Origin of the sequence: Coprococcus sp. TM115-187, from assembly GCF_027679115.1 — a bacterium.
Taxonomy (GTDB): domain Bacteria; phylum Bacillota; class Clostridia; order Lachnospirales; family Lachnospiraceae; genus Allocoprococcus; species Allocoprococcus comes.
Genome location: NZ_JAQEKS010000006.1, coordinates 90034 through 101455 on the forward strand (window position 1 = coordinate 90034; position 11422 = coordinate 101455).

Below are 11422 nucleotides of genomic sequence, written 5' to 3' on the forward strand. Positions count from 1 at the left end.
CGAAGGCGCATTCTTTTTTTGATACAATCAGGAAATCAATTGCATAGGCATTGCAGTTAGGTTATAATCTAGTACAGTATGGACAGATATATTACAGAATGGATATGAGGAAATACTATGAAAATGATTAAGACAGATAAACTTGTATTTGAATATGCAAAGCGTGACGAAGAAGGCAATATTATAGGGAAAAGCCGCGCTATTGATGAGGTATCGCTGGATATCGAGCCGGGACAGTTTATTGCGATCCTGGGGCATAATGGCTCTGGGAAGTCTACACTTGCAAAGCATATGAATGCCCTGCTGGTTCCGTCTGACGGAACCATGTGGGTAGACGGAATGGACACGAAGGAAGAAGAGCATCTGTGGGATGTACGTCAGAGCGCCGGAATGGTATTCCAGAATCCGGATAATCAGATCATAGGAACGGTCGTTGAGGAAGACGTGGGATTTGGTCCGGAGAACCTGGGCGTGCCGACAGAGGAGATCTGGCAGAGAGTGGAAGACAGCCTGAAAGCGGTTGGGATGATTGAATACCGTCACCATTCACCGAATAAATTGTCCGGGGGGCAAAAGCAGAGGGTTGCGATCGCCGGTGTCATGGCAATGCGTCCAAAGTGTATTGTACTGGATGAGCCAACTGCGATGCTGGATCCGAATGGAAGAAAAGAAGTACTTCGAAGTGTGATGGAGCTGAGAAAAAGAGAACACATTACGGTGATTCTGATCACCCATTATATGGAAGAGGTTGTAGATGCAGACCACGTATTCGTAATGGATCACGGTCATGTGGTAATGCAGGGAACACCGAGAGAAATCTTTTCACAGGTGGATACTTTAAAGCACTACAGACTGGATGTGCCGCAGGTGACGATCCTTGCTGATGAACTGAGAAAAAGAGGACTTGATATTCCGGCGGGAGTTTTGAAGAAGGAAGAATTGGTGGAGATATTATGTCGATTAAATTAGAACATATCAATTATGTATATAGTGAAGGAACTGCATATGAAAAGCATGCGCTGAAGGATGTATCCCTGGAAATTCCACACGGTGAATTTGTCGGGATCATTGGTCACACCGGCTCCGGTAAATCGACACTGATCCAGCACCTGAACGGACTGATCAAGGCGACAAGCGGAGCACTTTATTACAACGGAGAGAATATTTACGGAGAAAACTATAACTTACGTGAGCTGCGAAATCAGGTCGGGCTGGTCTTTCAGTATCCGGAGCATCAGCTTTTTGAGGTCAATGTACTTCAGGATGTCTGTTTTGGACCGAAGAATCAGGGACTTTCACCGGAAGAATGTGAAAAGCGGGCAAGAGAGGCATTGCAGCTTGTTGGTCTCAAAGAAAAATATTACGATCATTCCCCGTTTGATCTGTCAGGCGGACAGAAAAGACGTGCGGCGATCGCAGGTGTACTGGCAATGCGTCCGAAGGTACTGGTTCTGGATGAACCGACTGCAGGACTGGATCCGAAGGGAAGAGATGAGATCCTGGATCAGATTGCCTATCTGCACGAAAAAGCAGATATGACTGTCATTTTAGTTTCCCACAGTATGGAAGATATTGCAAAATATGTGGATCGTATTATTGTGATGAATAAAGGCAGCGTCATGTTTAATGATGTGCCAAAGAAGGTGTTTGCACACTACAAAGAACTGGAAAGTGTGGGACTTGCAGCACCACAGGTAACGTACATCATGCATGAGATGAAGGAAAAGGGAATGGATGTTCCGACAGATGCAACCACGATAGAAGAAGCAGCGGATGGCATTATGAAAGCACTGAAGAAGGAGAGGACAGCCAAATGATTCGAGACATAACAATTGGACAATATTATCCGGCTGACAGCCGTATCCATAAGCTGGATCCGCGTGTGAAGATTGTATGCACACTGCTGTACCTGATTTCTCTTTTTACATTTAAAAGTATTTTGGGATATGTACTTGCGACTGTGTTCCTGTTTGGATGCATTAAGCTGTCGAAGGTACCGTTTAAATTTATTGTCAGAGGACTGAAGCCAATTATCATTCTGCTTCTGATCACAGTAGGATTTAACTTATTTCTGACACCGGGCGGAGAAACACTGGTCCATGTGGGCTTTATCAAGATCACGGAGTACGGCTTAAGCACAGCGGTTTATATGGCGATCCGGCTGATCTATTTGATCATGGGATCCTCACTTATGACACTGACAACTACACCGAATTCACTGACAGACGGACTGGAGAAGCTTCTTCACCCGTTGAATAAGCTCCATGTACCGGTGCACGAGATTTCGATGATGATGTCGATCGCACTTCGTTTTATTCCGATTCTTCTGGAGGAGACGGATAAGATCATGAAGGCACAGATTGCCAGAGGTGCGGATATGGAAAGTGGAAATCTGATCCAGAAGGCAAAGGCAATGATTCCGATCCTGGTTCCGCTTTTTGTATCCGCATTCCGCCGTGCCAATGATCTTGCAATGGCAATGGAAGCAAGATGTTATCGCGGCGGCAATGGCAGAAGCAAGATGAAACCTCTGATTTATAAAAGTGCTGACCACATGGCATACCTGATTACGATCCTGTATGTGGTGATCGCATTTGTTGTTGGAAGATATGTTCCATTCAAGCTGTGGATCTTTTAAGGAGTCAGAAGATGAGAAGAATCAGATTAACAGTGGCTTATGATGGAACAAATTATTGTGGCTGGCAGATCCAGCCAAATGGAATTACGATTGAGGAAGTGCTGAATAAGGCAATCTGCAAGCTCACCGGAGAAGAGATTCAGGTGACAGGGGCGAGCCGGACGGATTCCGGGGTTCATGCAAGAGGAAATATTGCTGTGTTTGACACGGAAAGCAGGATACCGGCAGAACGTTTTTCTTATGCCCTGAATCAGCGTCTTCCGAAAGATATTGTAGTTGTAAAATCAGATGAGGTGGATCTTAACTGGCATCCGCGTTATCAGGATACTCTGAAAATCTATGAATATCACATCATCAATACAAAAGTGCCGATTCCGACAGAGAGGCTTTATAATTACTTTGTAAGTTTTGATCTGGACGTGGAGCAGATGAGGCGGGGAGCGGCTTATCTGGTAGGAGAACACGATTTTGCACCATTTTGCTGTATCCGTACTAATGCAAAGACAACGGTGCGGACAATCACGGATTTGCAGATTCTGCAAAGCGGAGAGCATATTACGATCCGGATTACGGGAAATGGATTTTTGTATAACATGGTGCGCATCATAGCCGGAGTACTGGTGCGTGTCGGAAGAGGATTTTACGAACCGGAAAAGGTAAAGGAACTTTTGGAAGGCGGAGAAAGAACCAGGGAAGCGGTCACGGCACCGCCGCAGGGACTCTGCCTGATGGAAATCCGCTATCAGAATGAAGAATAGTGCATGAGTCTGCTTTTTAGGCAGGCTCATTTTTTTAACAGGAAATTCCGAATAGAAGGTACTACATATCGGAGGAAATTTTGCGATAGAAAAAAACTATAGAGAAGTTAACCTATTCGGATAAACAATAAGTAAAACAGGCAGTTTTATTGAAGAAATATTGTGAAAATGTTATCCTAATAATCAGAGGCATTTTGGGAAAACAGCATAGAAACATCATGTCATTAAAGAGAGAAAAGGGAAAAAATATGAATTATGTAGGAATTGATATCGGATCAACAGCATCCAAGGTTGTTGTTGAAGGAGATAAGAAAGAACATTTCGTACTGCCGACAGGATGGAGCAGCAAAGAGACGTGCGAAAAGATCAAGAATAAGCTGCTTGAGATGGGGATAGATGTTACCTCAGATGATACAAAGGTAGTTGCTACAGGATATGGAAGAATCGCAGTTGATTTTGCAGATCATGTAATTACAGAGATTACCTGCCATGCCAGAGGTGGGCGTGAGCTTGCAGGGGGGGACTGTTCGATCATTGATGTGGGAGGACAGGATACGAAGGTGATCGTTGTACAGAATGGAATGGTAGCCGATTTCCAGATGAATGATAAATGTTCGGCGGGAACCGGAAAGTTTCTGGAGATCATGGCGAACCGCCTGGGTGTTACGATCAATGAATTATTTGATATGGCGGCAGCAGGAGAAGTTATTCCGATCAGCTCACTTTGTACGGTATTTGCCGAATCTGAGGTGATCAACTATATCGGAGAAGGAAAAAAGCGTGAAGATATCGCGGCCGGAGTTGTAGATTCTGTTGCCAATAAAGTAGTGCAGCTTGCGCAGAAAAAGGAACTTGGAGACAGAGTGATCCTGACCGGAGGACTCAGTCACAGCATTTATTTCACAGGAATCCTGTCAGACAAGCTGGATCAGAAAGTGGAATCAGAAGAGTTTGGCCGTTTTGCGGGGGCATACGGGGCAGCACTTCTTGCCAGAGAAAAGAAAGACAGAAGGAGATAATGAAGATGGAACTGATTAAAGATTTACCAGAGGTATTTGAGGAATTTGCAGAGCAGAGACAGAAATCGTTTCTGGCTGTCAAGGAGTTAAAAGAGAAAGGGGTCCCAGTTGTGGGATCTTACTGTACATATTTCCCGAAAGAGATTGCAATGGCGATGGGAGCAGGATGCGTAAGCCTTTGCTCGACTTCGGACGAGACGATTCCGGAGGCAGAAAAGGATCTTCCGAAGAATCTCTGTCCGCTGATCAAATCAAGTTATGGATTTGCAAAGACAGACAAATGTCCATTCTTCTATTTCTCAGACGTAGTAGTTGGGGAAACAACCTGTGATGGAAAGAAGAAGATGTATGAATATATGTCAGAATTCAAAGATGTATTTATCATGGAACTTCCGAATAGCCAGAGAGAACCGGGACTTCAGCTCTGGAAAGGCGAGATCATCCGTTTCAAGGAATATCTGGAACAGAAATTTGGCGTGACGATCACGGAAGAGCAGATCCGTGAAGCTGTAAAGACAGAGAATCAGGCACGCCAGTCCTTAAAGAAACTTTATGAAGTGATGAAACATGATCCGGCTCCGATCAAAGGACAGGATCTGTTCAAAGTTCTGTACGGAAGCACCTTCAAATTTGACCGTTCCCTGATCCCGGGCGAAGTGGATGCTCTTACTGCGAAGATTGAAAAAGAATATGCAGAAGGCAAGATGGAAGAGAAGAAACCGCGTATTCTGATCACAGGATGTCCGATCGGAGGAGCAACAGAAAAAGTGATCCGAGCAGTAGAAGACAATGGCGGTATTGTTGTGACTTTTGAGAACTGCAGCGGTGCCAAATCAATCGATAAGATGGTGGATGAAGATGCAGAGGATATTTATGATGCAATTGCAAGAAGATATCTCAACATCGGATGTTCGGTTATGACACCGAACCCGAACCGTCTGGAGCTTCTTGGAAGACTGATCGATGAATATCAGGTAGACGGTGTAGTGGATATGATCCTTCAGGCATGTCATACATACAATGTGGAGACCAATACGATCCGCAAGTTTGTGACAGGTGAAAAGGGAATTCCGTATATCAGTGTGGAAACCGATTACTCTCAGGCAGACATCGGACAGCTGAATACCAGACTTGCTGCGTTTGTTGAGATGCTGTAAATGGAGAGTATGACGAAGAAAGATGAGTTTCAGTTCCGCAGGGCGAATGAGGAGGATCTTCCTGAAATTTGTCGTATGGTAAAGCTTGCCGGAGAAATTGTTCCCGTGAAAGAATGGTTTGAGGCAGAGAATGAAGAATTTCTTGCAAAGCATATCCGCGAGGAAGGATTTACCCTCTTGGCAAAGAAGAATGGACAGACTGCAGCGATCATGATTGTCCGTATTCCCGGAATGGCAGAGGACAACCTGGGAGAATATCTGAAGATTTCCAGGGGAGAAATGAAGCGGGTTGCGCATCTGGAGATTACTGTTGTGGAACCGGGGTATCAGGGATACGGACTGCAATATGAGCTTTTCTGTCGGGCAGAAGAAATCGTAAAAAATAAGCAGATGCGGTATCTGATGGCAACAGTTCATCCGGATAATATATATAGTTTTCGCAATATGGAAAAGCTTGGGATGAAGACAGTTCTCGAGACAAAGAAGTATGGCGGGCAACGAAGATATGTTATGAGTAAAACATTAGAATCTTAGAAAAAAGCAAAAGAGCTTATGGAAAATGTAATGAAACATTTTCCATAAGCTCTTTTTGAATACAAGTATGAATTGTAAAATGAGAAAGTTTCTTAACTAACAACTTCAATGTTGACATACTAACTTTCGGTAATATAAACTATTCTAAGTTAGAGAATGTAAACAAGAGGAAACAGAATGAAATTCAAAAATAAAATCATTGTGGTCTGTCTGTGCGCATCTGTATTCGCGGGTGGATGCGGTCAAGGTGGTCAGAATACAACAAAGAGTAAAAATAGTGAAGGAACAGCCAGTTCGAAGGAAAGTACAGAACGAACCTCTCAGGATACCGAGGCATCAAAAGACATTTTTGCAATGGATACCTATATGACAGTGACAGCATATGGAGAAAAAGCACAGGATGCGGTGGATGCCGCTGAAGCAGAGATTGAAAGATTAGATACACTTTTATCAACGGGAAATGCAGACAGTGAGATTGCGAAACTGAATGAACAGAAAAGTGCAACACTTTCAGAAGATGCCGGATATCTTGTGAAGCGCGCACTGGAACTGAATAAGGAAACGGATGGGGCATTTGATATCGCAATTTATCCGGTTATGGAGGCGTGGGGATTTCCGACACAGAATTTCCGTGTCCCGTCAGCTGACGAACTGACAGGGCTTCTGAAGCATGTGGATGCAGCGAAGATCTCATACGATAAGGATACAAGAGAAATCTCTTTTGAAGATGACCAGATGAAAATCGACCTTGGAGGAATTGCAAAAGGCTATACTTCTTCGCGGATTATGGATATTTTCAAAGAAAACGGGATTACAAGTGGTCTGGTAAATCTGGGTGGAAATGTACAGGCACTTGGAACCAAGACAGACGGAAGCAACTGGCGGGTTGCGGTACAGAGTCCGGACGACACAGAGGATTATCTGGGAGTTTTATCCATTCGGGATAAAGCGGTGATCACATCTGGTGGATATGAACGCTATTTTGAACAGGATGGTGTGACCTATCATCACATTATTGATCCAAAGACCGGATATCCGGCAGAGAACGGACTGGTATCTGTCACGATCGTAAGCTCGGACGGAACCCTTGCAGACGGACTTTCTACCTCACTTTTTATCATGGGAGAAGAAAAAGCGGCAGAGTTCTGGAAGGCGCACAGTGATGAGTTTGAGGCGATCCTTGAGACAGATGACGGAACGATTTATGTGACAGAAGGTCTGAAAGACAGCTTTACAACGGATCTTGACATGAAGGTTATTACGAAATAATTTGCGTGAAATGAGAGGATAATGAGAGATGGACATCAAAGAAACCGGTAAAAAATTAAAACCGTTTGCACCCGTTCTTTCAGTTGCACTGGTTACGGCGTGCGTGGCAGGCTCCTTAAGCGGATATGAAGCGCCGGTCTATGCAGCGACGCAGGAAGAAACACCGATAAAAGAAGAGACAAAAGAGAAGAAAGAAGAAAAAAAGACAGCAGCCAAAGGTTCGTTTGATCTGGAGGATGGCGTATATAAAGGAACCGGAACCGGGTATGCAGGAGACATTACCGTATCGGTACAGATCAAGGATAAGCAGATTGTTTCGATTGACATTCTGAGTTCTTCCGATGATGAGGCATTTTTTTCACGGGCAAAAGCAGTGATCGACAAGATTATCGAAGGACAGACACTGGATGTGGATACTGTATCGGGAGCAACTTTCAGTTCCAGAGGAATCATCAGTGCGGTGAAAAATGCGCTGACCGGGGAAAAGGATAACAGCACGACAGGACAGGCACAGTCCGGACAGACAGCGGCGGCAGCAGGAAGTTCGACCAGTGTGGCAAAAGTAGAGGATGCGGCAGCATATAAGGATGGAACCTACTACGGTTCAGGAACCGGATTTGGCGGTCCACTGAAGGTTATGGTAGAAATCAGCGGAGGAAAGATCGCATCCATCCAGATCGTGGAGAACAGTGACGGAAGCGATTACATTTCCAAAGCAGCTTCTCTGATCGATTCTATTATCGCGAAGCAGAGCACCAATGTGGATACGGTGTCCGGGGCAACCTACAGTTCGGTCGGAATTATTCAGGCAGTGCGGGATGCGCTGAGCCAGGCGGCGGTAAACGGGACATCGGATGGCACACAGGATAACGATAGTAATAACAGTAATAACAATGGTTCGTCAGACGACAATAATTCTACTGTGACCGGAACCGTTCCGTACAAGGAAGGAATCTATTACGGAACAGCAGAAGGCTACAGCGGCGATGTATCCGTTGCAGTCGTGATCCAGGAAAAGACGATCAAAGCGATCCTGATCACAGAAAACTCCGATGATGAGGCGTTCTTCAATCGGGCAATGGATATTGTGAAGAAAGTGATCAAGACACAGACGACAGATGACGTAGATACCGTGTCCGGGGCAACCTACAGTTCCAAAGGACTGTTAAATGCAATCAAGAATGCACTGAAACAGGCTGAGAAAGTGACAAATGGAGAACCCATTGATGAGAAGCCGGATCTGACTGATCTGAAAGAGCTGATCGAGAGAGCAGAAAAGTTGGAAGAAGATAAATACACAGAAACAAGCTGGGCAGTTCTGCAGACCAGACTTGCGGACGCACAAGAAGCACTTGAGGAAACAAAACAGACTATTGTTGATAAAGCAGTAGAAAAGCTGAAAACAGCAATTGCTCAGCTGGAATCAAAAGATGGAAAAGACAAAGAAAATACAAAATATGTCAGTGGAACTTATGAAGTGACCGTTCCGTGTACGCCGGATGAAGACGAAGACTTTGAAGAGTATGAGTTGACAATGTCGGTGGAGATCCGCAACGATAAAATTGTGTCAATTACGGATATCACAGGCGATGGCGCAAGCAGTAATGACAGCTATATTAAGAGAGCGGCAAATGGTACTTCAAGCATAAAAGGTGTGGTATCCCAGATCATAGATAAAGGAATGCCGGAGGATATTGATACTGTTTCCCGTGCAACCTGCTCTTCCAATGCAATCCTGGAAGGATGCAAAAAAGTACTGGAAGCAGCAGAAAGACCGACAGATATGGAGGCTGAATAACAATGAGAGAATTCTGGGTAAGACTGGTAAGTATGCTCGCGATCGTGGGGATTCTTCTTGGATACAATTCGGTGCTGGATGCCCGTGCAAAAGAAGACGAGATCGCCCGGCTTTCCGCACAGGTTGCCGGAAACAGACAATCAGACAGCGAAAATGGAGGTTCCACAAACTACAAGGACGGAACCTATACCGGGGAAGCCGATGGATTTGGCGGAACGATTCAGGTAGAAGTAAAGATTGAGAAAAGCAAGATCGCGGAAATCAATGTGGTATCTGCGGAAAAAGAAGACGGAGCATATCTTTCCATGGCAAAAGATATTATTCCGAAGATCATCGATGCACAAAACGCAGATGTAGATACGATCAGCGGTGCGACATTTAGCTCGACCGGAATCAAAAATGCATCGGAACAGGCTCTGGAAAAGGCGGTAAAGTAACGTGAAAAAGATGGATATTCATAATTTAACGGCGAAAGATATAAAAAAATTACATATATGGCTGAGAGCATTGATCCAGATACTGTATTTCCTGTTTATCCCATCTGTGTATACAGCGGCATTTGCCGGAGTGAAATACATCTTTACACAGATCGGTGCAGGGGAAAAGGTTGCCATGACCTCTTTCGTGACAGTGATGGTTGTGATCTGCATTTATACGATCCTGTTCGGAAGATTCTTCTGCGGATTTGCCTGTGCATTCGGTACGCTGGGAGACGGCGTGCATGCACTCTATGTGTGGATCTGTAAAAAAATGAAAAAGAAACCGTTTCAGATTGCAGAAGCGTGGACAGAAAAACTCTGCTATCTGAAATATATTGTACTGGCACTGATTTCAATCTTGTGCTTTGCAGGCGTCTACAGCAAAGCAAAAGGAACCAGTCCGTGGGATGTATTTTCCATGCTCCATGCCGGCAACTTTAAGCTTGGCGGATATCTGGTGGGACTCGTTCTTCTGGTTCTGATCCTCGTGGGAATGTGTTTTGAAGAACGGTTTTTCTGCAGAAATTTCTGCCCGATGGGAGCTGTGTTTTCCCTGCTTCCGGTCTTTCCGTTTTTCGCACTTCACAGAGACCGGGAAAACTGCATCAAAGGATGTAAGGCATGTACAAAGAAATGTCCTTCTAACATCGGACTTCCGGAAGATGGATCGCCGAGGGTAGAAGGTGACTGTTTCCAGTGTCAGAAATGTATTGATACCTGTCCGAAAGGAAATATTCATACCGGTGTAAAAGGAATTCGCGGAAATGAATTCTGGTTTACGATTTTGCGGGCGGCGATCTTACTGGCGCTTCTGCTCTGGCTTGGTGTATAGAAGATGAAAAAGAAAGATATGATGCTTGGTGCAGGCATTATTGTGATTGCGCTTGCGATGCTGCTTGTAATGCAGCTGACGAGAGGGGAAGAAGGAAACCAGATCCAGATTACGCTGAATGGCAAAATCTATGGAACCTATTCCTTGTCGAAGGATCAGACCATCGAAGTAAAGGATGGCGATTTCTATAACCGGATCCGGATCGAAGATGGAAAGGCGTATATGGAAGAGGCGAATTGTCCGGATGGTTACTGCGAGGAACAGGGAAAAATCAGTGGACATACACAGACGATCGTCTGTCTGCCACATAAGCTTGTAGTAGAGGTTCTGGAAAATGAGAATGATCAGGGATTGGAAACTTCGGATTCCGAAGATATAGTCCCTGACACGATCGCAAAATGATAAAGGAAACAGCAGATGAATAAAAACAGAAAACTTGCCAATATGGCAATGCTGGTTGCACTGGCAATGATATTCAGTTATGTGGAAAGCTTAATACCGATCAATTTCGGGATACCGGGAATGAAGCTCGGAGTTGCCAATCTGGTGACTGTGACCGGGCTGTATTTCCTGGAGCTTCCGGAAGTATTTCTGGTGGTAGTTATGCGGATCCTGCTGACCGGCTTTTTATTTGGAAATGGAATGTCGATCATCTACAGTCTGGCAGGAGGAATCTTAAGCTTTCTGGTTATGGCATTGATGAAGAGGCTGAAAGGATTTTCCGTAGCCGGAGTCAGTATCGCGGGAGGCGTGTCGCACAATATCGGTCAGATTATCGTGGCATCCGTTGTAGTAGAGAATCTGAAACTGATTTATTATCTGCCGGCACTTCTGATCGCCGGTACAGTGACCGGATTTGTGATGGGAATGATAAGTAAAAAGCTGCTTCCGATCGTAAAAAGAGAATCGGAGAGAGTGGCACAGATAGGATAATTTTT

Annotated in this window: 13 protein-coding genes; all 13 read left to right on the top strand. The window is 44.8% G+C overall.

Going from position 1 to position 11422, the window contains the following annotated elements; all coding sequences use genetic code 11:
* Positions 1 to 117: 117 nt before the first annotated feature.
* Positions 118 to 969, top strand: coding sequence for an energy-coupling factor transporter ATPase (locus PGW42_RS06490; RefSeq protein ID WP_118217488.1), 852 nt, complete (start codon positions 118 to 120; stop codon positions 967 to 969).
* Positions 954 to 1817, top strand: coding sequence for an energy-coupling factor transporter ATPase (locus tag PGW42_RS06495; protein WP_270203299.1), 864 nt, complete (start codon positions 954 to 956; stop codon positions 1815 to 1817). The genes PGW42_RS06490 and PGW42_RS06495 overlap by 16 nt, the downstream gene beginning before the upstream one ends.
* Positions 1814 to 2638: an energy-coupling factor transporter transmembrane component T family protein gene (locus PGW42_RS06500; protein WP_270203300.1), complete on the top strand. Its 825-nt coding sequence runs from the start codon at positions 1814 to 1816 to the stop codon at positions 2636 to 2638. The genes PGW42_RS06495 and PGW42_RS06500 overlap by 4 nt, the downstream gene beginning before the upstream one ends.
* An 11-nt stretch (positions 2639 to 2649) precedes the next feature.
* Complete coding sequence (truA, locus tag PGW42_RS06505) at positions 2650 to 3396, top strand: tRNA pseudouridine(38-40) synthase TruA (RefSeq protein WP_270203301.1); 747 nt, start codon at positions 2650 to 2652, stop codon at positions 3394 to 3396.
* 248 nt (positions 3397 to 3644) lie between these two features.
* On the top strand, positions 3645 to 4415 hold the full coding sequence (locus PGW42_RS06510; protein WP_195502256.1) for an acyl-CoA dehydratase activase: 771 nt from the start codon (positions 3645 to 3647) through the stop codon (positions 4413 to 4415).
* Positions 4416 to 4420: 5 nt separating this feature from the next.
* Complete coding sequence (locus PGW42_RS06515; RefSeq protein WP_117557104.1) at positions 4421 to 5572, top strand: double-cubane-cluster-containing anaerobic reductase; 1152 nt, start codon at positions 4421 to 4423, stop codon at positions 5570 to 5572.
* A 9-nt stretch (positions 5573 to 5581) separates the two neighbouring features.
* The gene (locus PGW42_RS06520) at positions 5582 to 6106 is read left to right on the top strand and encodes a GNAT family N-acetyltransferase (protein ID WP_270203302.1); all 525 of its coding nucleotides are present in this window, start codon (positions 5582 to 5584) and stop codon (positions 6104 to 6106) included.
* Between the two features lie 177 nt (positions 6107 to 6283).
* Positions 6284 to 7375 (top strand): FAD:protein FMN transferase, encoded by a 1092-nt coding sequence (locus PGW42_RS06525; RefSeq protein ID WP_270203303.1) that lies wholly within the window; start codon positions 6284 to 6286, stop codon positions 7373 to 7375.
* Positions 7376 to 7403: 28 nt separating this feature from the next.
* The gene (locus tag PGW42_RS06530) at positions 7404 to 9173 is read left to right on the top strand and encodes an FMN-binding protein (RefSeq protein WP_270203304.1); all 1770 of its coding nucleotides are present in this window, start codon (positions 7404 to 7406) and stop codon (positions 9171 to 9173) included.
* A gap of 2 nt (positions 9174 to 9175) precedes the next feature.
* Complete coding sequence (locus PGW42_RS06535; protein WP_270203305.1) at positions 9176 to 9610, top strand: FMN-binding protein; 435 nt, start codon at positions 9176 to 9178, stop codon at positions 9608 to 9610.
* Between the two features lie 10 nt (positions 9611 to 9620).
* Complete coding sequence (locus tag PGW42_RS06540; RefSeq protein ID WP_270203327.1) at positions 9621 to 10484, top strand: 4Fe-4S binding protein; 864 nt, start codon at positions 9621 to 9623, stop codon at positions 10482 to 10484.
* 3 nt (positions 10485 to 10487) lie between these two features.
* Positions 10488 to 10886 carry a NusG domain II-containing protein gene (locus tag PGW42_RS06545; RefSeq protein ID WP_270203306.1) on the top strand — a complete coding sequence of 133 codons (399 nt, stop codon included), beginning with the start codon at positions 10488 to 10490 and terminating at the stop codon, positions 10884 to 10886.
* A 15-nt stretch (positions 10887 to 10901) separates the two neighbouring features.
* Positions 10902 to 11417 carry a Gx transporter family protein gene (locus tag PGW42_RS06550; RefSeq protein ID WP_270203307.1) on the top strand — a complete coding sequence of 172 codons (516 nt, stop codon included), beginning with the start codon at positions 10902 to 10904 and terminating at the stop codon, positions 11415 to 11417.
* The last annotated feature ends 5 nt before the right edge of the window (positions 11418 to 11422 follow it).

Excerpts from the sequence above, each read along its gene's own strand:
- PGW42_RS06490 (WP_118217488.1), top strand. The coding sequence starts at position 118 with ATGAAAATGATTAAGACAGATAAACTTGTATTTGAATATGCAAAGCGT.
- PGW42_RS06495 (WP_270203299.1), top strand. The coding sequence starts at position 954 with ATGTCGATTAAATTAGAACATATCAATTATGTATATAGTGAAGGAACT.
- PGW42_RS06500 (WP_270203300.1), top strand. The coding sequence starts at position 1,814 with ATGATTCGAGACATAACAATTGGACAATATTATCCGGCTGACAGCCGT.
- truA (WP_270203301.1), top strand. The coding sequence starts at position 2,650 with ATGAGAAGAATCAGATTAACAGTGGCTTATGATGGAACAAATTATTGT.
- PGW42_RS06510 (WP_195502256.1), top strand. The coding sequence starts at position 3,645 with ATGAATTATGTAGGAATTGATATCGGATCAACAGCATCCAAGGTTGTT.
- PGW42_RS06515 (WP_117557104.1), top strand. The coding sequence starts at position 4,421 with ATGGAACTGATTAAAGATTTACCAGAGGTATTTGAGGAATTTGCAGAG.
- PGW42_RS06520 (WP_270203302.1), top strand. The coding sequence starts at position 5,582 with ATGACGAAGAAAGATGAGTTTCAGTTCCGCAGGGCGAATGAGGAGGAT.
- PGW42_RS06525 (WP_270203303.1), top strand. The coding sequence starts at position 6,284 with ATGAAATTCAAAAATAAAATCATTGTGGTCTGTCTGTGCGCATCTGTA.
- PGW42_RS06530 (WP_270203304.1), top strand. The coding sequence starts at position 7,404 with ATGGACATCAAAGAAACCGGTAAAAAATTAAAACCGTTTGCACCCGTT.
- PGW42_RS06535 (WP_270203305.1), top strand. The coding sequence starts at position 9,176 with ATGAGAGAATTCTGGGTAAGACTGGTAAGTATGCTCGCGATCGTGGGG.
- PGW42_RS06540 (WP_270203327.1), top strand. The coding sequence starts at position 9,621 with ATGGATATTCATAATTTAACGGCGAAAGATATAAAAAAATTACATATA.
- PGW42_RS06545 (WP_270203306.1), top strand. The coding sequence starts at position 10,488 with ATGAAAAAGAAAGATATGATGCTTGGTGCAGGCATTATTGTGATTGCG.
- PGW42_RS06550 (WP_270203307.1), top strand. The coding sequence starts at position 10,902 with ATGAATAAAAACAGAAAACTTGCCAATATGGCAATGCTGGTTGCACTG.